The sequence below is a fragment of the Streptomyces humicola genome, from assembly GCF_024436035.1.
Taxonomy (GTDB): domain Bacteria; phylum Actinomycetota; class Actinomycetes; order Streptomycetales; family Streptomycetaceae; genus Streptantibioticus_B; species Streptantibioticus_B humicola.
The window spans coordinates 1-20,223 of sequence record NZ_JANFNG010000012.1; the positions used below are offsets into that span (position 1 = coordinate 1).

21 protein-coding genes are annotated in these 20,223 nt (G+C 70.5%); 13 read left to right on the forward strand and 8 right to left on the reverse strand.

The features are described from left to right. Positions 1 to 99: 99 nt before the first annotated feature. Positions 100 to 1,869, reverse strand: a complete 1,770-nt coding sequence (locus NGB36_RS16745) for an acetyl/propionyl/methylcrotonyl-CoA carboxylase subunit alpha (protein ID WP_255921104.1) — start codon at positions 1,867 to 1,869, stop codon at positions 100 to 102. 362 nt (positions 1,870 to 2,231) lie between these two features. Between NGB36_RS16745 and NGB36_RS16750 the strand changes: the two genes are divergently transcribed. Then, complete coding sequence (locus NGB36_RS16750) at positions 2,232 to 2,657, forward strand: hypothetical protein (RefSeq protein ID WP_255921105.1); 426 nt, start codon at positions 2,232 to 2,234, stop codon at positions 2,655 to 2,657. Here NGB36_RS16750 and NGB36_RS16755 read toward each other — a convergent pair. The 4 genes from NGB36_RS16755 to NGB36_RS16770 form a co-directional block, all read right to left on the reverse strand. Then, positions 2,638 to 3,246: a nucleoside triphosphate pyrophosphatase gene (locus tag NGB36_RS16755; RefSeq protein ID WP_255921106.1), complete on the reverse strand. Its 609-nt coding sequence runs from the start codon at positions 3,244 to 3,246 to the stop codon at positions 2,638 to 2,640. The genes NGB36_RS16750 and NGB36_RS16755 overlap by 20 nt on opposite strands. Positions 3,247 to 3,279: 33 nt before the next feature. Beyond that, entirely contained in the window at positions 3,280 to 3,420 is a 141-nt protein-coding gene (gene mmpB / locus NGB36_RS16760; RefSeq protein WP_255921107.1) for a morphogenic membrane protein MmpB, read from the reverse strand. A gap of 84 nt (positions 3,421 to 3,504) precedes the next feature. Beyond that, positions 3,505 to 3,717 carry an acyl-CoA carboxylase epsilon subunit gene (locus tag NGB36_RS16765; protein ID WP_255921108.1) on the reverse strand — a complete coding sequence of 71 codons (213 nt, stop codon included), beginning with the start codon at positions 3,715 to 3,717 and terminating at the stop codon, positions 3,505 to 3,507. A 31-nt stretch (positions 3,718 to 3,748) separates the two neighbouring features. Further along, a complete protein-coding gene (locus tag NGB36_RS16770; RefSeq protein WP_255921109.1) occupies positions 3,749 to 5,329 on the reverse strand; it encodes an acyl-CoA carboxylase subunit beta in 1,581 nt (526 codons plus the stop codon). Positions 5,330 to 5,513: 184 nt separating this feature from the next. On the opposite strand from NGB36_RS16770, the gene NGB36_RS16775 reads away from it, so the two are divergent. From NGB36_RS16775 to hutH, 5 genes are all read left to right on the forward strand, one after another. Beyond that, positions 5,514 to 6,386, forward strand: coding sequence for a biotin--[acetyl-CoA-carboxylase] ligase (locus NGB36_RS16775; protein WP_255921110.1), 873 nt, complete (start codon positions 5,514 to 5,516; stop codon positions 6,384 to 6,386). 274 nt (positions 6,387 to 6,660) lie between these two features. Next, positions 6,661 to 7,779 (forward strand): adenylate/guanylate cyclase domain-containing protein, encoded by a 1,119-nt coding sequence (locus NGB36_RS16780; protein ID WP_255921111.1) that lies wholly within the window; start codon positions 6,661 to 6,663, stop codon positions 7,777 to 7,779. A 103-nt stretch (positions 7,780 to 7,882) separates the two neighbouring features. Next, positions 7,883 to 8,680 (forward strand): enoyl-CoA hydratase/isomerase family protein, encoded by a 798-nt coding sequence (locus NGB36_RS16785; RefSeq protein ID WP_255921112.1) that lies wholly within the window; start codon positions 7,883 to 7,885, stop codon positions 8,678 to 8,680. 250 nt (positions 8,681 to 8,930) lie between these two features. Further along, on the forward strand, positions 8,931 to 10,070 hold the full coding sequence (locus NGB36_RS16790) for a GGDEF domain-containing protein (protein ID WP_255921248.1): 1,140 nt from the start codon (positions 8,931 to 8,933) through the stop codon (positions 10,068 to 10,070). 52 nt (positions 10,071 to 10,122) lie between these two features. Next, on the forward strand, positions 10,123 to 11,676 hold the full coding sequence (hutH, locus tag NGB36_RS16795; RefSeq protein WP_255921249.1) for a histidine ammonia-lyase: 1,554 nt from the start codon (positions 10,123 to 10,125) through the stop codon (positions 11,674 to 11,676). Positions 11,677 to 11,703: 27 nt separating this feature from the next. Here the strand turns inward: hutH and NGB36_RS16800 are convergent, their stop codons facing one another. Beyond that, positions 11,704 to 12,000, reverse strand: a complete 297-nt coding sequence (locus NGB36_RS16800) for an LAETG motif-containing sortase-dependent surface protein (protein WP_255921113.1) — start codon at positions 11,998 to 12,000, stop codon at positions 11,704 to 11,706. 199 nt (positions 12,001 to 12,199) lie between these two features. On the opposite strand from NGB36_RS16800, the gene NGB36_RS16805 reads away from it, so the two are divergent. The 6 genes from NGB36_RS16805 to NGB36_RS16830 all read left to right on the forward strand — a co-directional run bounded on the left by NGB36_RS16805 (position 12,200) and on the right by NGB36_RS16830 (position 17,820). Then, positions 12,200 to 12,583, forward strand: coding sequence for a hypothetical protein (locus NGB36_RS16805; RefSeq protein ID WP_308288865.1), 384 nt, complete (start codon positions 12,200 to 12,202; stop codon positions 12,581 to 12,583). A gap of 118 nt (positions 12,584 to 12,701) precedes the next feature. Next, positions 12,702 to 14,033, forward strand: coding sequence for a L,D-transpeptidase (locus NGB36_RS16810; RefSeq protein ID WP_255921114.1), 1,332 nt, complete (start codon positions 12,702 to 12,704; stop codon positions 14,031 to 14,033). Between the two features lie 274 nt (positions 14,034 to 14,307). Further along, complete coding sequence (locus tag NGB36_RS16815) at positions 14,308 to 15,816, forward strand: ABC transporter permease (RefSeq protein ID WP_255921115.1); 1,509 nt, start codon at positions 14,308 to 14,310, stop codon at positions 15,814 to 15,816. Positions 15,817 to 15,866: 50 nt separating this feature from the next. Further along, positions 15,867 to 16,553: an ABC transporter ATP-binding protein gene (locus NGB36_RS16820; RefSeq protein WP_255921116.1), complete on the forward strand. Its 687-nt coding sequence runs from the start codon at positions 15,867 to 15,869 to the stop codon at positions 16,551 to 16,553. A 196-nt stretch (positions 16,554 to 16,749) separates the two neighbouring features. Beyond that, positions 16,750 to 17,493, forward strand: a complete 744-nt coding sequence (locus NGB36_RS16825) for a dienelactone hydrolase family protein (protein WP_255921117.1) — start codon at positions 16,750 to 16,752, stop codon at positions 17,491 to 17,493. An 18-nt stretch (positions 17,494 to 17,511) separates the two neighbouring features. Then, complete coding sequence (locus NGB36_RS16830) at positions 17,512 to 17,820, forward strand: DUF6295 family protein (RefSeq protein WP_255921118.1); 309 nt, start codon at positions 17,512 to 17,514, stop codon at positions 17,818 to 17,820. Here the strand turns inward: NGB36_RS16830 and NGB36_RS16835 are convergent. Next, positions 17,793 to 18,983 carry a 4-hydroxybenzoate 3-monooxygenase gene (locus tag NGB36_RS16835; protein ID WP_255921119.1) on the reverse strand — a complete coding sequence of 397 codons (1,191 nt, stop codon included), beginning with the start codon at positions 18,981 to 18,983 and terminating at the stop codon, positions 17,793 to 17,795. The genes NGB36_RS16830 and NGB36_RS16835 overlap by 28 nt on opposite strands. Before the next feature lie 165 nt (positions 18,984 to 19,148). On the opposite strand from NGB36_RS16835, the gene NGB36_RS16840 reads away from it, so the two are divergent. Continuing rightward, positions 19,149 to 19,715, forward strand: coding sequence for a hypothetical protein (locus NGB36_RS16840; RefSeq protein WP_255921120.1), 567 nt, complete (start codon positions 19,149 to 19,151; stop codon positions 19,713 to 19,715). A 60-nt stretch (positions 19,716 to 19,775) separates the two neighbouring features. Here NGB36_RS16840 and NGB36_RS16845 read toward each other — a convergent pair whose 3' ends face one another. After that, the gene (locus NGB36_RS16845; protein ID WP_255921121.1) at positions 19,776 to 20,198 is read right to left on the reverse strand and encodes a hypothetical protein; all 423 of its coding nucleotides are present in this window, start codon (positions 20,196 to 20,198) and stop codon (positions 19,776 to 19,778) included. Positions 20,199 to 20,223: the final 25 nt, after the last annotated feature.

Here is a 20,223-nt window from a genome sequence, read left to right on the forward strand (position 1 = left end):
CAAGCAGCAGTCCGCAAGCAGCAGTCCGCAAGCAGCAGTCCGCAAGCAGCAGTCCCCGGCCGGTGGACCGGCCGGGGACTGGCTGTATCGAGCGCTGCGTCAGTCCTTGATGTCGCAGATGGGGGCGCCGGAGGAGACGGAGGAGCCGACTTCGGCGGTCAGGCCCTTGATGGTGCCGGAGCGGTGGGCGTTGATGGGTTGTTCCATCTTCATCGCTTCGAGGACGACGACGAGGTCGCCTTCGTTGACGTGCTGGCCTTCTTCGACGGCGACCTTGACGATGGTGCCTTGCATGGGGGAGGCGAGGGTGTCGCCGGAGGCGGCGGGGCCGGACTTCTTCGCTGCGGCGCGGCGTTTGGGGCGGGCTCCGCCGGCCGCGGCGGTGCGGGCGATCTGCATGCCCAGCGATGCGGGCAAGGAGACCTCGAGCCGCTTGCCGCCGACCTCGACGACCACCGTCTCCCTGCCGGCTTCCTCGGCCTCTTCGGTCTCGGCCGGGGCACCGGCGAAGGCCGGGATGGTGTTGACGAACTCGGTCTCGATCCAGCGGGTGTGGACCGCAAAGGGCTCGTCGCCGGCGGGGGCGAAGGCGGGGTCGCTGACGACGGCGCGGTGGAAGGGAATGGCGGTGGCCATGCCCTCCACGGTGAACTCCGCCAGCGCGCGCCGGGCCCGCTCAAGGGCTTGGCGGCGGGTGGCGCCGGTGACGATCAGCTTGGCGAGCAGGGAGTCCCAGGCCGGGCCGATCACGCTGCCGGCCTGCACGCCCGCGTCCAGCCGGACGCCGGGCCCGGCCGGGGGGTCGAAGGTGGTGACGGTGCCCGGGGCGGGCAGGAAGTTCCGGCCCGGGTCTTCGCCGTTGATGCGGAACTCGAAGGAGTGGCCGCGCAGCGGCGGGTCGGTGTAGCCGAGTTCTTCGCCGTCGGCGATGCGGAACTGCTCGCGTACCAGGTCGATGCCGGTGACCTCTTCGGTGACCGGGTGCTCGACCTGCAGGCGGGTGTTGACCTCCAGGAAGGAGATGGTGCCGTCGGTGCCGACCAGGAACTCACACGTTCCGGCGCCGACGTATCCGGCTTCCTTGAGGATGGCCTTGGATGCGGCGTACAGCTCGGCGTTCTGCTGTTCGGTCAGGAAGGGGGCGGGGGCTTCCTCGACCAGCTTTTGGTGGCGGCGCTGCAGGGAGCAGTCGCGGGTGGAGACGACCACGACGTTGCCGTGGGCATCGGCCAGGCACTGCGTCTCGACGTGGCGGGGCTTGTCCAGGTAGCGCTCGACGAAGCATTCTCCGCGGCCGAAGGCGGCGACTGCTTCGCGGACCGCGGAGTCGTACAGCTCGCTGATCTCCTCCAGGGTGCGGGCGACCTTCAGTCCGCGGCCGCCGCCGCCGAAGGCGGCCTTGATGGCGATCGGCAGCCCGTGCTCGCGGGCGAAGGCGACGACCTCCTCGGCTCCGGAGACCGGGTCGGGGGTGCCGGCGACCAGGGGGGCGCCGGCGCGCTGGGCGATGTGGCGGGCGGCGACCTTGTCGCCCAGGCCGCGGATGGCCTGCGGCGGCGGGCCGATCCAGATCAGCCCGGCGTCGATGACGGCCTGGGCGAATTCGGCGTTCTCCGACAAGAACCCGTAGCCCGGGTGCACCGCATCTGCACCGGAATCGGCCGCCGCCTTGAGGACCTTGGTGATGTCCAGGTAGCTGGTGGCCGGGGTGTCACCGCCCAGGGCAAAGGCCTCGTCGGCGGCACGCACGTGCAACGCGTCCCGGTCCGGCTCCGCGTAGACCGCTACGCTGGCGATCCCCGCATCCCGGCAGGCACGGGCGACACGGACGGCGATTTCGCCGCGATTGGCGATGAGCACCTTGCGCACGATGGCTCCCTCCTTGAAACAAGCCGAGTTTAGGGACTGCCGACACGTCGTGCCGACCCACCCCTATGGGTGAGCTTGCCCACACGCACGGTTGCACGGCCGCCTTGCTTGATGCTTGAAGCCTTGTCGTTCCACGGTACGCCGGGGTTTCGCCGCACTCGGGCGGTGCGGGGTACGGACGCGACGGCTGTGGGGAACGCGATGCGGTGACGCGGATTCTTTGTGGGATCCCCACGACAGGAGGACGGAAAGTTTGCCGCGTCGCAGCGCCCCTACGGGTGATGCACGACGGACTCTTGTCGTGACCGTTACCCGTTAGTAGCGTCTGTGTCCCGGGGTGCGTGGAGGGTGAGGTGGACCGGATGAGCAGACCGGTGGCAGCGGTGGGCGCGGCCGCGCTGATCGTCGAGGCGCTCGTCATCGCGTTCGTCAACGTCGTGCTGGGGCTTGCCGTCAAGCAGCAGAGCATGTCGTTCGGCGGAATCGCGCCCAAGGCGATGTCGGCCGGGGCCTTCGTGGCCGGCGCCCTGTTCGCGCTCTTCCTCCTGGTCTGCGCGGCGCTGCTGATCCGCATCGCCGCCACCGACCGCGCGCCGGGCCGCCTCGGATCGGTCGTGCTCATCGTCTGCGCCGTGGTGCACGGCGTGCTCGGCGCCGCGGTCGTCGGGATCGTCGGCTGGGCGGCCTTCGCCGCCGCCATGGTCGTCCTCGGGCTGCTGGTGTGGACGCTGCTGTCGTATGCGCGCAACGGCGGGAGCACGAACGGAGCTAGCCCCACAAGTCCGTGATGCGCACGCCGACTTCGGCGAGCAGCTCCCGCAGCAGCGGCAGCGACAGGCCGATGACGTTGCCGTGGTCTCCCTCGATGGAGTCGATGAACGGTGCGGAGCGGCCGTCGAGCGTGAACGCGCCCGCCACGTACAGCGGTTCGCCGCTCGCGACATACGCCTCGATCTCGGCGTCGTCCGGCGTGCCGAACCGCACCGTCGTCGACGCCGTCCGCGACGCTCGCTTCCCGTTCACTGTGTCGATCACGCAGTGCCCGGTGCGCAGCACGCCCGCGCGCCCGCGCATCGACCGCCACCGGGCCGTCGCCTCGGCCGCGTCACGCGGCTTGCCCAGCGCCTGACCGTCGAGTTCGAGCACCGAGTCGCAGCCGACGACGAGCGCCCCCGGGCCGTCGCCGTCCAACTGCGCGGCGACGGCCGTCGCTTTGGCCTCGGCGAGCAGCAGGGCGAGCTCGCTGGGGGTGGCCGCGTTGATCCCGTTCTCGTCCACCCCGCTGACGACGACCTCCGGGTCGAGGCCGGCCTGCCTGAGCAGTCCGAGCCGGGCGGGGGAGGCGGAGGCGAGGACGAGCGTGCGCTGGACGGTCATGGGGAAAGCGTATCGAGCCGCAGCCGCGGGCCCTCAGCCGCGCCAGGAGGCGAGCAGCATGATCACCGGCGCCATGATCGCGATCACCAGAGCGCCCCGCCGCAGCATCGTCTGGGCCCGTCGCAGCTCCTCAGGCTGCTCGTCGTCGTCGTCGGAGAGGTCGGACCACAGCATGGTCTCGATCCTGAGCGCTCGGCCCTACGACGCGCCTGAGTACGCGTACTCATGTCCGGCGGTGCGGGGTGGCGCGGCCCGGCGTCAGTACGGCCAGTACGTGCTCCGCCACGCCTTCGGCCCGGGCCTGGGCACCCGTCGCGCCGCGATGTTGCGCGCCGGGTCCGCCCACTCGTCGAGCCGGTCGGCACCGCCGCCGGGCGCGGCGGCCGCACCGGCCGCCGCGCGCGCCTGAACCACCGCGAGCGCGGCGGCCAACTCCTCCGGGGTCGGGTTCCCTCGTATGACCTTGAACATGCCGGACACCCTTCTCTGCAACTTCACAGCCCTACAGCGGAATGTTGCCGTGCTTCTTCGGCGGCAGGCTCTCGCGCTTGTTCCGCAGCGTCCGCAGCGCCTTGACGATGTGCGTCCGGGTCTCGGACGGGGCGATCACCGCGTCGACGTAACCGCGCTCGGCGGCGATGTACGGGTTGAGCAGGGTGTCCTCATACTCGGCGAGCAGCTGTTCGCGCAGCTCTTCCGGACTGTCGGACTCGGAGAGCGAACGGCGGTGCAGGATGTTGACCGCGCCCTGCGCACCCATCACCGCGATCTGGGCCGTCGGCCAGGCGAGGTTGAGATCGGCGCCGAGGTGCTTGGAGCCCATGACGTCGTACGCGCCGCCGTACGCCTTGCGGGTGATCACGGTGATCAGCGGGACGGTCGCCTCGGCGTAGGCGTAGATCAGCTTGGCACCGCGCCGGATGATGCCGTTCCACTCCTGGTCGGTGCCGGGCAGGAAGCCGGGCACGTCCACGAAGGTCAGCACCGGGACGTTGAAGCTGTCGCAGGTGCGCACAAAGCGCGCCGCCTTCTCGGAGGCGTCGATGTCGAGACAGCCGGCGAACTGCATCGGCTGGTTGGCGACGATGCCGACCGGGCGGCCCTCGACGCGTCCGAAGCCGGTGAGGATGTTCGGCGCGAACATCGCCTGGCTCTCGAGGAATTCACCATCGTCGAGGACGTGCTCGAAGACCTTGTGCATGTCGTACGGCTGGTTCGCGGAGTCGGGGATCAGCTCGTCGAGTTCGAGGTCGTCGCCGGTGACGGTCAGGTCCGCCTCCTCGGCGTAGGCGGGCGGCTCCTCGAGGTTGTTGCTCGGCAGGTAGGACAGCAGCGCCTTGACGTAGTCGATGGCGTCCTTCTCGTCGCCCGCCATGTGGTGCGCGTTCCCCGACTTGGTGGAGTGCGAGCGGGCGCCGCCGAGCTCCTCGAAACCGACGTCCTCACCGGTGACGGTCTTGATCACATCAGGGCCGGTGATGAACATGTGCGAGGTCTGATCCACCATCACCACGAAGTCGGTGATCGCGGGGGAGTACACCGCGCCGCCCGCGCACGGGCCCATGATCAGCGAGATCTGCGGGATCACGCCGGAGGCGTGGGTGTTGCGGCGGAAGATCTCGCCGTACATGCCGAGCGAGGCCACGCCCTCCTGGATGCGGGCACCGCCGGAGTCGTTGATGCCGATGACCGGGCAGCCGGTCTTCAGGGCGAAGTCCATCACCTTGACGATCTTCTCGCCGAAGACCTCGCCCAGTGCCCCGCCGAAGACGGTGAAGTCCTGCGAGAACACGGCAACCGGGCGGCCGTCGACCGTGCCGTACCCGGTGACGACACCGTCCCCGTAGGGGCGGGTCTGCTCCATGCCGAAGGTGGTGGAGCGGTGCCGGGCGAACTCGTCCAGCTCGACGAACGAACCCTCGTCCAGCAGCAGATGGACGCGCTCGCGCGCGGTCAGCTTGCCCTTCGCGTGCTGCTTCTCCACGGCGCGTGCGGAGCCCGCATGCGTCGCCTCGTCGATACGGCGGCGCAGGTCCGCGAGCTTGCCCGCAGTGGTGTGGATGTCGTACTCCGGCTCGGCCATGTCGGGCGGCTCTCCTGCTCTCGTCAGGTCGGAACGGGTCGAACGAGGTCGGACGTGACTGGGACGTGACTCGTGAGTAACGCTGTTTCGTAGCGTAACGGCGCCACTCCAGGCGGGGCACTGCGGCGTTGGACACACTCGCGCCTCGATCGCTCATGGCGCGGGGCGCTCATAGGCTGGATCGATGAACTCCAAACCGACGTCCCAGCCCTGGTCGGACCTGGACCGCCCGCCGCTCAACGAGGGTGCGCTGCGACGCGCGCTGCTGACTGGGGCGGATGCTCCCCCTGCCTCCGGCGGGAGGTGCCCCTTGTGGACCTCGCTCGACGTCGTCACGCAGACCGGTTCCACCAACGTCGACCTGGCCGAACGCGCCAGGGCGGGCGCGGCGGAAGGCGCCGTCCTCGTCGCGGAGGAGCAGACGGCGGGCCGCGGACGCCTCGACCGCCGCTGGTCGGCACCGGCCCGCTCGGGGCTCTTCTTCTCCGTGCTGCTGCGGCCGGCGGCGGTGCCGGCCGAGCGCTGGGGATGGCTGCCGCTGCTCGCAGGGGTGGCGACGGCGACGGCGGTCTCCCGGATCGCGGGCGTCGACACGGCGCTGAAATGGCCCAATGACCTGCTGGTGACGGTGGGCGGCGAGGAGCGCAAGGCGGCCGGGATCCTTGCCGAGCGGGTCGGGACCACGGGCATCGTCGTCGGCGTCGGGCTCAACGTCACGCTGCGCGAGGACGAGCTTCCGGTGCCGAATGCCGGGTCGCTCGCGCTTGCCGGCGCCGCGGTCACCGACCGTGATCCGCTGCTTCGGGCGGTGCTGCGCTCGATCGCCGAGTGGTACGTCAAGTGGCGCGACGCGGGCGGCGACCCGCACGTCTGCGGGCTGCGCGAGACATACGCGGCGGGCTGCGCGACGCTCGGCCGTACGGTTCGCGCCACGCTGCCCGGGGGGCGCGAGGTGGAGGGGAACGCGGTGTCCATCGACGACGAGGGCAGGCTGGTGCTGGCGGCGGACGGCGCCGAGGTCGCGGTCGGCGCAGGGGACGTGGTGCACGTGCGCTGACAGGCGTGGTGAGCTGCGACGCGATCGCACAGGTTGGCTCGGAGAGGACTTGGGCCAAGGGGCGTGAGCTACGGCACACTGCCGTATCGTTGACCCGACGTTCCCCCGAGGCTGAGCCACGGGAACCCCAGCGTGATCGGACGATCGGAAGGGCTCGGAAGGCAGTGCGCGGAGCCTGGCTGTATTCCCCGGCCGATGCCGGCGCGGGCGGCCGCCGTGACCGTAACGGCGGCGGCCGGGTGCGGGGTGGACGGTGAGCGTGGGGGAGGCGGGGATGCACCCGCGCGAGCCGGAGAAGCCGGATGCGCCCGAGGCGAACGAGGCCGCTCGTGAGCATGCGTACGAACACGCTGAGGAGCACGCGCGGGACACCAACGAGCACGAGGCGGACCCCCTCGCGCTCCGCCTCGAACACCTGATCCTCGGCGCGGAGCGCCGCTACACGCCCTTCCAGGCGGCCCGCACTGCTGGGGTGTCGATGGAGCTGGCGTCCCGCTTCTGGCGGGCGATGGGTTTCGCCGACATCGGCCAGGCGAAGGCACTCACCGAGGCCGACGTCCTGGCGCTGCGCCGCCTCGCCGGCCTGGTGGAGGCCGGCCTGCTGAGCGAGTCCATGGCGGTTCAGGTCGCCCGCTCGACCGGGCAGACCACGGCACGCCTTGCCGACTGGCAGACCGACTCCTTCCTCGAAGGCCTCACCGAGCCGCCCGAGTTGGGCATGACGCGGGCCGAGGTCGCGTATCCGCTGATCGAGCTGCTGCTGCCGGAGCTCGAGGAGTTCATCATCTATGTCTGGCGGCGCCAGCTCGCCGCCGCGACCAGCCGCGTCGCGCAGGCCGACGACGAGGAAGCGGTCAACCGGCGGCTCGCCGTCGGCTTCGCCGATCTCGTCGGCTTCACCCGGCTCACGCGGCGGCTGGAGGAGGAGGAGCTCGGCGAGCTCGTCGAGGCATTCGAGACGACGTGCGCCGATCTCGTCGCGGCGCACGGCGGCCGGCTGATCAAGACACTCGGTGACGAGGTGCTCTTCGTCAGCGACGACCCGGGTATCGCAGCCGAGATCGGGCTGCGGCTGATCGAGACGATGAGCGGCGACGAGACGATGCCGGAGCTGCGGGTCGGGATGTCCTTCGGCACGGTGACAACCCGGATGGGCGATGTCTTCGGCACGACGGTGAACCTGGCGAGCAGGCTCACCTCCATAGCGCCGCGCGACGCCGTGCTCGTCGACGGGGAGCTGGCGGAGGCGCTCGGCGCGTCCGGCGACGCGCCCCTCTCGGAGGCGGAGGCGTCGGAGGACGAGAAGTACCGCTTCGCACTCCAGCCGATGTGGCGCCGCCCGGTGCGCGGTCTCGGCGTCGTCGAGCCGTGGCTGCTGACGCGCCGCGGCTGATCTGCGATGATCTCTGCCTACGCCGCGGCAGGGGGTACCTCCCGCCGCAGGCAGGGGGAGGCTGATGTCAGAGCACGATCGTTGACCGGGAGGGCGGCGCGGGATGACGGAGCAGAGGATCGGGGAGTGGGTCGTCGTTCGGCGGCACGGGGAGCACGTCGCCGAGCTGGTACTCGACCGAGTGAAGGCGATGAACGCCGTCTCGACGCAGATGGCGCGTGCGCTGGCGGACGCGTGCGCGGCGCTGTCCGCCGACCGTTCCGTGAGCGCCGTGGTGCTCACCTCATCGCATGAGCGGGCGTTCTGCGTCGGCGCCGACCTGAAGGAGCGCAACGCGTTCACCGACGCCGACCTGGTACGGCAGCGCCCGGTCACGCGTGCCGCGTACACCGGCGTCCTCGAACTGCCGATGCCCGCCATCGCGGCCGTGCACGGGTTCGCACTCGGCGGCGGGTTCGAACTCGCGCTCTCCTGCGACGTGATCGTCGCCGACGACACGGCGGTCGTCGGGCTCCCCGAGGTGTCGGTCGGCGTCATCCCGGGCGGCGGCGGCACGCAACTGCTGCCGCGCCGCGTTGGCGCGGCGCGCGCGGCGGAACTCGTCTTCACCGCCCGCCGGGTCCCGGCGGCCGAGGCGCTCGCCCTCGGCCTGATCGACCAGCTCGTCGACGAGGGCGAGGACCGCACGACGGCGCTCGCCCTCGCCGAACGCATCGCCGCGAACTCCCCCGTGGGCCTGCGCGCCGCGAAGCGCGCACTGCGCCTCGGCCAGGGGCTCGGCCTGCGTGAGGGCCTGGAGGTCGAGGACGCGGCGTGGCGCACGACCGCCTTCTCCGGCGACCGCGCGGAAGGCGTCGCCGCCTTCAACGAAAAGCGCACCCCGGCCTGGCCGGGCGAGTAACGCCGGGAGCGGCGGACGCCTTCGCGCCGCGGCATGGTGATTCACCGGGTGCGGCTTTCGTCTCGCCTCTTCGGCGCGAAGAACGCGAAGAAGCGGCCCCCGTTCTGAGACGGCGCGATACGTCAGCCACTCCGTTGGCGTGCGCACCCGGCGAATCACCATGCCGCCCAACGGCGAGAGGCTGCGAGGTGAAATGCACCGCAATGTCCTTAGCCTTGAGTGCATTGACGTGTACGGAGAGGCGGCGGCGATGGGTGAGGAGGCGGGCGTAGACGGGCGGCTGATGGCCGTGGTCGGGATCGCCCAGGCGGTGGCGGCCGCGCAGACGCCGCTGGACGCTGTCCGTGCGGCGGCCGCCCGGGTGCGCGAGGCGCTCGACGCCGGATTTGCCGCCGTGTCGGTGTGGGAGCGCGAACACGGACGGCTGCGCGTGCTGGTCAACGACGGCGAGCTCGCGCCGGGCGAGGAGTCGCTGCCGGAGGACGAGTCCTATCCCGTGCACGATTTCCCGGAGGTCGTCGAGTACGTACACGGCGAGTGGGCCGGCGGGGGCGAGCCACACGCGTGGGTGGAGACCGTGGCCGGTTTCGGCTCGGGCCCGTACGAGCACCAGCGCGTCGCGGCACTGCGCCGGCGCGGGCGTGGCTGCTGCGTCGTCGCGCCGATCGTGCTGCACGGCCGGGCGTGGGGCGAGTTGTATGTGGCGCGGAAGCTGGGGGAGCCGGTCTTCGACCGCGACGACGCCGACTTCGCGACCGTGCTCGCGGCCGTGATCGCCGCCGGGATCGCCCAGACCGAGCGGCTCGAAGAGGTGCGCAAGCTCGCCTTCACCGATCCGCTGACCGGTCTCGCCAACCGGCGCGCGGTCGACGCGCGCCTCGACGAGGCGCTGGAGCGCCATCGCGCGCAGGGAGTGGCGGTGAGCCTGATCGTCTGTGATCTCAACGGCCTCAAACGCGTCAACGACTCGCTCGGCCACGAGGTCGGCGACCGGCTCCTCGTCGGCTTCGGCTCTGTGCTCTCGCTGTGCGGGGCGATGCTGCCGGGCAGCCTCGCCGCGCGCCTCGGCGGCGACGAGTTCTGCCTGCTCGCGGTGGGCTGCGAGGCCGCCGACGCGGAGCGGGCGGCCGAGGAGCTGTGCCAGAGGGCGCGCTGGCTCGGCCTCGGCGACGGGGTTGCGGTCGGCGTTGCCTCGACGGATGCGGGGGCCGGTCCGGTGAAGTCCGCGCGGCGCCTGTTCCGGCTCGCGGACGCCGCCCAGTACCGGGCGAAGGCCGAGCGCTCGGAGCGCCCGGTGATCGCCGGCCGCGCCGTTGCCGAACTGGTCGACGCCCCGCCCGCGGCGGGCGCGGAACGCCGCAGGTTCCGCGGGCGCCGTCCCGGCTCCTGACCCCCACCCGTGACAGTTGGCGATTCAGTCTTTAGGGTGCGTGAATATGAATATGCACACTGTGGTGTTGGGGACGTCCGGGACGACCGCGGACGACGTACTCGCTGTTGCCCGCGGTAACGCCCGGGTCGAGCTGTCACCCGAGGCACTGGACGGGATCGCCACCTCCCGCGCGATCGTCGACGCCCTCGCCGCCAAGCCCGACCCCGTTTACGGCGTCTCCACCGGTTTCGGTGCGCTCGCCGTGATGCACATCGGCCCTGAGCTGCGCGCCCAGCTGCAGCGTTCCATCGTCCGCTCGCACGCCGCGGGGATGGGCCCGCGCGTCGAGCGCGAGGTCGTGCGGGCCCTGATGTTCCTGCGGCTGAAGACCCTCGCCTCCGGCCGCACGGGCGTACGCCCCGTCGTCGCCGAGACGATGGCGCGCATCCTCAACGCCGGGATCACACCCGTCGTCCGCGAATACGGATCCCTGGGCTGCTCGGGCGACCTGGCGCCGCTGTCCCACTGTGCGCTCACGCTGATGGGCGAGGGGGAGGCGGAAGGCCCCGACGGCGTCGTACGGCCGTCCGCCGAGCTGCTCGCCGCTCATGGCATAGAGCCGGTCGAACTGCGCGAGAAGGAAGGCCTCGCGCTGCTCAACGGCACCGACGGCATGCTCGGCATGCTGCTGATGGCTTGCGCCGACCTCGGTGCGCTGTTCACCGCGGCCGACATCACCGCCGCTATGTCGCTCGAGGGGCTGCTCGGCACCGACAGGGTGCTCGCGCCCGAGCTGCACGCCATCCGCCCGCACCCGGGCCAGGCCGCGAGCGCCGACAACATGCTGCGGGTGCTCGCCGGTTCCGCCCTGACCGGCCACTTCCAGGAGGACGAGGCGCCGCGGGTGCAGGACGCGTACTCCGTGCGCTGCGCCCCGCAGGTCGCGGGCGCCGGACGCGACACCCTCGCCCACGCCCGTCTCGTCGCCGACCGCGAGCTGGCCTCCGCCGTCGACAACCCCGTCGTGCTGCCGGACGGGCGGGTCGAGTCCAACGGCAACTTCCACGGCGCGCCCGTCGCCTACGTCCTGGACTTCCTTGCGGTGGCCGCCGCCGACCTCGGCTCCATCGCCGAGCGGCGCACCGACCGGCTGCTGGACAAGAACCGTTCGCACGGCCTGCCGCCGTTCCTCGCCGGGGACCCGGGCGTCGACTCGGGGCTGATGATCGCCCAGTACACGCAGGCGGCGCTGGTCAGCGAGAACAAGCGGCTCGCGGTGCCCGCCTCGGCCGACTCGATCCCGTCATCGGCGATGCAGGAGGACCACGTCTCGATGGGCTGGTCGGCCGCACGCAAGCTGCGCCACGCGATCGACAACCTGACGCGGATCATCGCCGTCGAGCTGGTCGCCGCGTCCCGTGCGATCGAGCTGCGCGAGCTGACGGGGGACGAGCTGGTGGCGGCACCGGCCACCCGGTCCGTGGTCCAGGCCGCGCGTGGGGCGGGCGTCTCGGGGCCCGGCCCGGACCGTTTCCTCGCACCCGATCTGGCGGCGGCCGAGGCGTTCGTACGGTCGGGTGGTCTGGTGGAGGCGGCCGAGAAGGTGACCGGGCCGCTGGCGTAGGCCGCCCTCCACGGCCCTACGTGTGCCCTACATGTACGGCAGGGCGCGGCGCCGGGACGCCATGAGCAGCGCTGCGCCCATGCCCAGGAACGCGGTGCCGCCGACGACGTACGGGGTGGTGTCGACGCTTCCGGTGTCCGCGAGATCGGTGCGGCTGCTACTGCTGCGTCCCGCGGTCGTCCTGGCCGGGGCTGCGGTCGTGGCCGCCGCCGGCGCGTGCTCGGGGCGCTCCATGGTCGCGGACGCGGACGGCATGAAGTAGATCGCGGCGAGCAGGGCGCCCGAGGCGGCGGCCGTGGTGGTGAGCGAGCGGCGCGAGGCCATGGAACCCCCTTGCGGATACGGCGACTTCACCGTGAGCCCCCGATCGTAGTGAAGTCGGGGGAGCGCAGGGAAGCCGGGTCGTGATGAGAGGGAGGTGCGGGTCCCCCGTGCCCGAAGGACCAGGGGCGGGGGTGACGCATGGCCGTGTCCGGGACGTGTCCGGCCACTGTGCGCGCACCGGGCGCCTACTCTCCGTCGCATGAGTGCAACGCAGAAAGAGAATCCGCAGACGCGCGAAGGCGGCGGGAGCGGCGTGGCCGACGAGAACCCCGCAAGCCCGGAGCGCTTCATCCGGCTGCAGGCCGAGCTGGTCGTGCAGATCACCGATACCGGTCAGCTGCGATCGGCCGCTCTGGGCCGCATCGCGGAGGAGGAGCACATGCCGGACGACGAGCGCACCCACGCGCGCGATGCCGTCCAGCGCGACGAGGCGGAGGCCCTGGCCTATCTGGTCGACCCGTTCGACCTGGTCGGCGAGGTGCCGGGGGTGGAGCTGGTGCAGGCGTCGTGGAGCAGCGCGCACACCGACTACGACCCCGATGCCGAGGAGTGGGAGCTGTACGAGGAGGACGACGAGCGCTGAGGCGGTGAGGCGGTAGGGCGGTGAGGGGCCCGGGACCGGCGGTTCCGGGCCCCGTGGCGTTTGTCACAGTCGCATCCGGGATGGAACGGGCCTATACCGCCAGAGGTTCTTCATTCACATGTCGGAGAAACGTGTTACCGGTATATCCGTCGGCATATCGGCCGTTCGCAGGGACAGCAGGCGTGGCGGACATGGGAGGCGCGGACGGCGTGGCAAGCACGCCACCGCCGCAGCCCTGTCCGCCGTGCTCGGCGGCGCGCTGCTGCTCACCGCGTGCGGAGGATCCGGCGCCCGCGTCTCCAGCAGCGCCTCGGCGGCGTCCGCGGCCGACACCGCGGCAGCCAAGGACGCCTCCGGGGCCCGGATCACCATCGCGCCGAAGGACAAGCAGACCAACGTCGGCATCAACAACGACGCCAAGGTCTCCGTCGCGGGTGGAAGGCTCACCAAGGTCGTGCTGACGACGGCCGACGGCGGCCGGCAGATACCCGGCGCCATCTCCGCCGACGGCAGGAGCTGGAAGCCGGACACGCAGCTCGACCGCGGCACCGCCTACCGCATCACCGCGGACGCCAAGGACTCCGCCGGCCGCCCGGCCACCTCGAACGCCACCTTCACCACCGTCTCCCCGGCCAACAGCTTCATCGCCTACTACACGCCGGACGCCGGCTCGACCGTCGGCGTCGGAATGCCGGTGTCGGTCAATTTCGACAAGGCGATCTCTGACAAGGCGGCCGTCCAGTCGCACATTCAGGTGAGCACGAGCAGCGGCCAGAAGGTCGTCGGCCACTGGTTCGGCGACAACCGCCTGGACTTCCGCCCCGAGAACTACTGGCGGCCGGGTTCCCAGGTCACCCTCAGGCTCAACCTCGACAATGTCCGCGGTGCGAACGGCATCACGGGCGTCCAGGACAAGACCGTCACCTTCGCCGTCGGCCGCTCTCAGGTCTCCACCGTCGACGTGGCCACCCAGACGATGACGGTCACCCGGGACGGCAAGGTGATCAGGACCATCCCCGTCTCGACCGGAAGCCCTCAGCACACCACGTACAACGGGCAGATGGTGATCTCGGAGAAGTTCGAGAAGACCCGCATGGACGGCTCGACCGTCGGCTTCACCAACGCCGACGGCAAGGGCGAGTACGACATCAAGGACGTGCCGCACGCGATGCGGTTGAGCACGTCGGGCACATTCATCCACGGCAACTACTGGTCGCCGACGTCGGTTTTCGGCCACGTGGCCACCAGCCACGGCTGCATCGGCATGAGCGACGTCAAGGGCGGTGGCGACACGGCCACGGATGCCGCGTGGTTCTACAACAACTCGCAGATCGGCGACGTGGTCGTGGTCAAGAACTCCAACGACAGGACCATCGCACCCGACAACGGTCTCAACGGCTGGAACATGTCGTGGAACCAATGGGTCGCCGGCAGCGCGATACCGATATAGTAACGGTGCCGTAACGGCGCGGCCCGTACGACGACGGGCGCAGGACTCAACGCGCAGGCGGGGCCCGGCTCCTGGTGGATCACCAGGCCGGGCCCCGCCTGCGCGTTCGTGTTTCTCATCCACGTCTCATCCGCGCTTCACACCTCACTAACGGGGGTTTCCTACCGTTTCGCCGCGGCGGGAGGAGGAGCGCCTTGAGACCCCTCTCCCTCCCGTCTCCGTCCCCACTCCTTTCACGTCCCGTCGTCTCGGGGCGGCAACGGCGAGGAATCGCATGTTCTTCACGTACCTTCGGCGCGAACTGCGCCGCCGCAGAAAGGCGGCGCTTGTCATCGCCCTGGGGCTCGCGCTCGGCATTGGCCTCGTCATCACGGTCCAGTCCGTCTCCGCGGGCATGAGCCAGGCGCAGGGCAAGGTGCTGCAGTCGCTCTACGGCCTCGGCACCGACATGACCGTCACCAAGGCGCCGCCCGCGGACACCGGAAGCGGCGCCAGCGGTCCGCCCTCGTTCAAGTTCAACGCGAGCAGTGGTTCCTCGTCGCAGAGCGACGACAGGATCATGCCGCAGGGCTTCCAGACGTTGGATGACTCCGTCGTCTCCAAGGTGCAGGGGCAAAGCGGCGTCGCCGAGGCGGTCGGCGGGCTCAGCCTGCGGGTCGTCAAGATCAACGGCCAGTTCAGCCAGGGCCAGATCGCCCAGCAGCCGGACGGCAGCGGTGGCGGTGGCGGTGGCGCCGGTGCCCTCGGGGGTGGCGGAGGCGGTGGCGGTGGCGGCCGTGGCTACTACCGCCAGTTCATCAAGGGCGGCGGCGCCAACTTCAACGTCGACAACTACACCCTGTACGGCGTCGACACCTCGAAGATGGACATCGGCCCGCTGACCGCGTCGAAGATCACCAGCGGTAGGAACTTCACCTCCTCCGACGCCAGCCAGCAGGTCGTGGTCGTCGACAGCAACTACGCGTCGCAGAAGAAGCTCTCCGTGGGCTCCACCTTCACGATCAGCGGCAAGAACTACAAGGTCATCGGTATCGCCACCGCGGACAGCGGTGACGCGGCGGCCAACGTCTATGTGCCGCTGCAGCAGGCGCAGACGCTGGCGAACACCAAGAACGAGATCACCACGGTCTATGTCAAGGCCACCAACTCGCAGCTGATCGGCAACGTCAAGTCCGAGGTTCAGAAGAACATCTCAGGTACGACGGTGACCACGTCGCAGGATCTGGCATCGACGGTGGGCGGTTCGCTGTCGACCGCCTCCAGCCTCGCCTCGACGGTGGGCAAGTGGCTGTCGATCGTGGTGCTGATCGCCGCGTTCCTGGTGGCGGGGCTCCTGACCTCCTCCGCGGTCAGCCGCCGTGTGCGGGAGTTCGGCACGCTGAAGGCGCTGGGGTGGAAGAGCCGTCGCGTCACCGGCCAAGTGGTGGGTGAAGCGCTGGTCAACGGCCTGATCGGTGGCGTGCTCGGCATCGGCATCGGCCTCGGCGCCGCGTACCTCATCACCGCGATCAGCCCGAACCTGACCGCTCAGCTCGGCGGCGGCGGTGGAGGTGGCAACCCCTTCGGCGGCGGCGGCGGTGGTGGTGGCCTCGGCGGTGGCGGCGGCGTCGTCCGCCGGGCGGCCGGCAAGTCGCTGCACATCGCGCTGACGGCTCCGGTGAGTGTGTCGACGATCGTCCTCGCCGTCGCGCTGGCGATTGCGGGGGGTCTGATCGCGGGTGGGTTCGGTGGCTGGCGTGCTTCGCGGTTGCGGCCGGCTGACGCCCTGCGCCGGGTCGAATAACTCCCGGCCAGCACCGGAACGCCCACCCCATTCCCCATCCAGGAGTCACCATGTACCAGCTCAGCGGCGTCACCAAGCGCTATCAGCGCGGACGCGAGACCATCGAAGCGCTCAAGAGCGTCGATCTCGTCATCGAGGACGGCGACCAGCTCGTCATCCAAGGACCCACCGGCGGCGGCAAGTCCACCCTGCTGCAGATGCTCGGTGGTCTGGACCGTCCCAGTGAGGGCAGCGTGGAGCTGGACGGCACCGATATGGCCCGCCTGAGCGAGGCCAAGCTGACGCAGGTGCGCAGCGCCAACATCGGCTTCGTCTTCCAAAGCTTCAATCTCATCCCCACCCTGACCGCCCAGGAGAACGTCGAGGCCGCCCTCGTCCCACTCGGCATCAAGACCACCGAGCGGCGGGCCCGCGCCGCGGAAGCGCTGGAGTCGGTCGGGCTCGGTGAGCGGCTCGGTCACCTGCCCGGCGAGCTGTCCGGCGGTCAGCAGCAGCGCGTGGCCATCGCCCGCGCGCTGGTGAAGAAGCCGAAGGTGCTGCTGGCGGACGAGCCGACCGGCAACCTGGACGAGGACACCCGTGACGAGATCATGAGCCTCCTGGAAGGGTTGTGGCGGGAGTACGGGCTGACGTTCATCATGGTCACCCACGACTCGGCGATCGCCCGCCGTGCACCCCGTGTCGCCACGATCAAGAAGGGCCGGGTCACCATCAACGACCGCACTGCAGCCGGCTGACGGAGTGTGCACACACTGTCCTCTGCGCCCGGGCATCCCTCACCGGCTGCCCGGGCGCAGCCATGTGATGGCGTACAACTGAGAACTGATCGAGTACGCGAGTACGCGAGAACGCGAGAACGCGAGAACGCGAGAACGCGAGAACACGGAACGCGAGAACGCGACGACGCACGGACACGAGAGACGAGACGAGCCCATGTACGACGCAATGATGGCCGAGACCGTCAGGATCACCGGCCACGGCGGCGACGAGATCGACGCCTACCTCGCCCGCCCCCTCAACCCGGGACCGCACGGCGGTGTCGTGGTGATCCACCACATGCCAGGCTATGACGAGGCGACGAAGGAGATCACCCGCTCCTTCGCCGCTCGCGGCTACGCCGCCATCTGCCCCGACCTTCACTACCGCTTTGCCCCCGGCGCCTCCCCCGACGACGCGGCGGCGGCTGCCCGCGCCGCGGGCGGCGTGCCCGACGAGCAGCTCGTCGGCGATGTGGCGGGCGCGGCCGCCGCGCTGCGTTCGCTTACCTCCTCCAACGGCAAGGTGGGCGTGATCGGTTACTGCTCCGGCGGGCGCCAGGCGTTCCTCGCCGCCTGCAAGCTGCCGCTCGACGCCGCCGTCGACTGCTACGGCGCCTTCGTCGCCGGCAAGCCCCCGGAGGGGTTCCCGCTCCAGGTCGAGCCGATCATCGGCCTTGCCAAGGATCTGTCCTGCCCGCTGCTCGGCCTCTTCGGCGCCGAGGACGCGCACCCGTCACCCGCCGAGACGGCCGAGATCGAGGCCGAACTCGCGCGGCTCGGCAAGCCGTACGAGTTCCACACCTACGAGGGCGCCGGGCATGCGTTCTTCGCCACCGACCGGCCCAGCTACCGTCCGCAGGCTGCCGCCGACGGCTGGCAGGCCATCTGGGACTTCTTCGGCCGCACCCTCGGTTCCTGAAAGGGAGTCAGTTCAGCCATGTGCACGTACATCACCAACAAGGTCGCGGTCGACGGCAGCGGCAAGGGAGCGGCGGGCTGGTTCCGCGTCACCGACGCCAGCGTCTACTTCGATCACCCGCAGCACGCCCTCGCCGAGCACACCCTCAACATCGACTTCCTCAACCCCGCCCAGGGCCCGTCCGCCAGGGTGGCCGTGGAGCTCGGTGCGGAATCCGCGTACGCCCTCGCGCAGGCGATCCTGGCCACCCTTGAATCCGTCCCACCCGGCATCGCCCCCGGCCTCGACGGCGTACGGGCTCACCAGTCGGCGTCCTTGCCGATGTAGAGCTCGCAGAACGCGGTGGCGGCGGCCCGCGACCCGAACAGCCGCCGCAACCGCGCCTGCGCCATCCGTGCCCGGAACGGCTCGGCGGCGGGGCCGTGCAGTATCTCCGCGAACCACTGCGAGAACTCCTGGTACTGCCACACCCGCCGCAACGCCGCCTCCGAGTACCCGGCGAGCGCGGTGCCGTCGCCGTCCCGCAGCTGCGCGGTAAGCGCGTCGGCGAGCAGTAGCGCATCGTGGATCGCCAGGTTCATGCCCTTCGCGCCGATCGGCGCGACCACGTGCGCTGCATCGCCGGCGAGGTGAAGCCGTCCGTGCGACATCCGGTCCACGACGTAGTTGTGCATGTCGAGGACCTGCTTCTCGATCAGTGGCCCCTCGGTGATCGTCCCGCCCGGCACGGTGAGGCGCGCATGCAACTCCTTCCACACGCGCTCGTCACTCCAGTTGGCGACGTCGTCCCCGGCCGGGCACTGCAGATAGAAGCGGGTGACGTGCGGGCTGCGCGCCATGTGCGCGGCGAGACCGCGTGGATGGATGCCGAAGACGACCCCGTCGGCGGAGGGCGGCGCCTCGGCGAGCAGGGCGAGCCAGCCGATCCCGTAGTCGTGCCGGGCGACCCCGGCGGGCAGGAAGGCGCGTGAGACGCCGCGGGCCCCGTCGCAACCGGCGACGGCGTCGCACGTGATGCGGTGCGCGCGCCCGGACCGGCCGTCGGTGTACGTGACGGCGGGGCGGTCGGACTCCAGGTCGTGCAGGGCAACATCCCGTGCGCCGAAGCGGGCGTCGCCGCCGGCGCCGTCGACGTAGGCCGCGGTCAGATCGGCCACCAGCAGCGGCTGCGGATAGACGAAGTGGTGGTGCCCGGTGAGCTCGGCATACGACAGGATGTGACGCTCCCCGTCGAACCGGATCTCGAACGCCGCGTGCCGCTGCGCGTTGTCGAGCAGCCGCTCGGCGAGCCCGTGCCGTTCCAGCGCGCGTACGGCCCACTCCTCCATGAACCCGGCGCGCGGCCGCTGCTCGATGAACTCCCGGCTCTGTTCCTCCAGGAGGAGACAGCCGATGCCGCGCTGTCGCAGCAGATTGGCGAGTGTGAGCCCGGCGGGACCGGCGCCGATGACGACGACCTGCGTGTGTTCGGTATCTGCATCTGTAGCCATGTCGGCGCCAAGTATGGGCGCTGCGACGGCATCCCATGGCCGATTTCATGTCATGAATGACTCAAAAATCTGTGCCCGGACCCCTTCCCGGTGCGGGGCGCCCACCGCTAGCTTGCATCAGCATCACGTTAGGAAAGTTTCCTAACGGCTGCAGGAAGGGGAAGGATGATGCGCCGTTCCCGTGTCATCGGCCTCGCCGTGGGGTCCGTACTCGCACTGGGCATCAGCCAAGCCGTCGCCGACGCCGCGCCCGCGCACTCCGCGGCAGCGTCATCGGCCAGGCCCGCCTCGACCACGTACGACATGTATGTGACGCTCTACGGGGCGCTCGACAACACCCCGCCCGGATCCACCGACATCGCGTACCCGGTCATCCACAGCCAGGCCGGCGGCACCGGTACGTACGACGACCCCGTCACCTTCGCGACGGACAAGGACGAGCTGCCGGTAGGCACCAAGGTCTACTACCCGTACCTGAAGAAGTACTTCATCATGGAGGACGACTGCACCGAGTGCGACCAGGACTGGACCGGGCAGGGACCGGACGGCGGCCCGAACTACCGTCACATCGACCTGTGGGCCGGGGACTCCGAGAACCAGGCCATCCTGAGCTGTGAGGACAGCCTCACCCAGAGCGGCCAGGTGCCCGTCCTCGTCGACCCGCCCTCCGATGAGGCGGTCGACACCACGCCCATCTTCGACACCTCCACCAACCAGTGCTACACGCCGTGACGCGTGCCGCGTGAGAGCCCGGCGCCGGCCGCCGGCGCCGGGCTCGGCAGACACCCGAGGCTACAAGGGCTCGGAGGCTTCGGACGGGGCCGCCGCGCCCTGCTCCTCCAAGAAGCGTCCGACCAGACCGCGGATGACGGTGGCCATGGAGAACTGATGCTCCTGGGACCACTGGCGCAGCGTCGCGAGCTGGTCCGCCGTCAGCCGCACCGGCACCGCCTGCAGTTCATCACCGCGCGCCGCGGAGAAACGTCGGCGGAGCGCCTCGCCCATCTGCGGCGACAGCTCCGGGACCCGGCTGGCGATCCCTTGTGCATACGAACGCTGTGCCCACGCCGCCTGTCCCGAGTTGGGCGTCGGGTCGATGAGCCAGACCAGGACACGATCGCGTTCCGCCTTCGGAAGAGTGTCAACGGCCTGAAGCAGCAGCTCGGCGGGCGACTTTTCCACGTCCAGGTCCGGGTCCACGTCCGGGTCCGGCATCGGCGCACCTCGCGGTATCTCGATA

What these genes read in the sequence shown, in the direction of transcription:
- NGB36_RS16750 (WP_255921105.1), top strand. Translation starts at nt 2,232, where the DNA reads ATGAGCAGACCGGTGGCAGCGGTGGGCGCGGCCGCGCTGATCGTCGAG.
- NGB36_RS16755 (WP_255921106.1), bottom strand. Translation starts at nt 3,246, where the DNA reads ATGACCGTCCAGCGCACGCTCGTCCTCGCCTCCGCCTCCCCCGCCCGG.
- mmpB (WP_255921107.1), bottom strand. Translation starts at nt 3,420, where the DNA reads ATGCTGTGGTCCGACCTCTCCGACGACGACGACGAGCAGCCTGAGGAG.
- NGB36_RS16765 (WP_255921108.1), bottom strand. Translation starts at nt 3,717, where the DNA reads ATGTTCAAGGTCATACGAGGGAACCCGACCCCGGAGGAGTTGGCCGCC.
- NGB36_RS16770 (WP_255921109.1), bottom strand. Translation starts at nt 5,329, where the DNA reads ATGGCCGAGCCGGAGTACGACATCCACACCACTGCGGGCAAGCTCGCG.
- NGB36_RS16775 (WP_255921110.1), top strand. Translation starts at nt 5,514, where the DNA reads ATGAACTCCAAACCGACGTCCCAGCCCTGGTCGGACCTGGACCGCCCG.
- NGB36_RS16780 (WP_255921111.1), top strand. Translation starts at nt 6,661, where the DNA reads ATGCACCCGCGCGAGCCGGAGAAGCCGGATGCGCCCGAGGCGAACGAG.
- NGB36_RS16785 (WP_255921112.1), top strand. Translation starts at nt 7,883, where the DNA reads ATGACGGAGCAGAGGATCGGGGAGTGGGTCGTCGTTCGGCGGCACGGG.
- NGB36_RS16790 (WP_255921248.1), top strand. Translation starts at nt 8,931, where the DNA reads ATGGGTGAGGAGGCGGGCGTAGACGGGCGGCTGATGGCCGTGGTCGGG.
- hutH (WP_255921249.1), top strand. Translation starts at nt 10,123, where the DNA reads ATGCACACTGTGGTGTTGGGGACGTCCGGGACGACCGCGGACGACGTA.
- NGB36_RS16800 (WP_255921113.1), bottom strand. Translation starts at nt 12,000, where the DNA reads ATGGCCTCGCGCCGCTCGCTCACCACCACGGCCGCCGCCTCGGGCGCC.
- NGB36_RS16805 (WP_308288865.1), top strand. Translation starts at nt 12,200, where the DNA reads ATGAGTGCAACGCAGAAAGAGAATCCGCAGACGCGCGAAGGCGGCGGG.
- NGB36_RS16810 (WP_255921114.1), top strand. Translation starts at nt 12,702, where the DNA reads ATGTCGGAGAAACGTGTTACCGGTATATCCGTCGGCATATCGGCCGTT.
- NGB36_RS16815 (WP_255921115.1), top strand. Translation starts at nt 14,308, where the DNA reads ATGTTCTTCACGTACCTTCGGCGCGAACTGCGCCGCCGCAGAAAGGCG.
- NGB36_RS16820 (WP_255921116.1), top strand. Translation starts at nt 15,867, where the DNA reads ATGTACCAGCTCAGCGGCGTCACCAAGCGCTATCAGCGCGGACGCGAG.
- NGB36_RS16825 (WP_255921117.1), top strand. Translation starts at nt 16,750, where the DNA reads ATGTACGACGCAATGATGGCCGAGACCGTCAGGATCACCGGCCACGGC.
- NGB36_RS16830 (WP_255921118.1), top strand. Translation starts at nt 17,512, where the DNA reads ATGTGCACGTACATCACCAACAAGGTCGCGGTCGACGGCAGCGGCAAG.
- NGB36_RS16835 (WP_255921119.1), bottom strand. Translation starts at nt 18,983, where the DNA reads ATGGCTACAGATGCAGATACCGAACACACGCAGGTCGTCGTCATCGGC.
- NGB36_RS16840 (WP_255921120.1), top strand. Translation starts at nt 19,149, where the DNA reads ATGATGCGCCGTTCCCGTGTCATCGGCCTCGCCGTGGGGTCCGTACTC.
- NGB36_RS16845 (WP_255921121.1), bottom strand. Translation starts at nt 20,198, where the DNA reads ATGCCGGACCCGGACGTGGACCCGGACCTGGACGTGGAAAAGTCGCCC.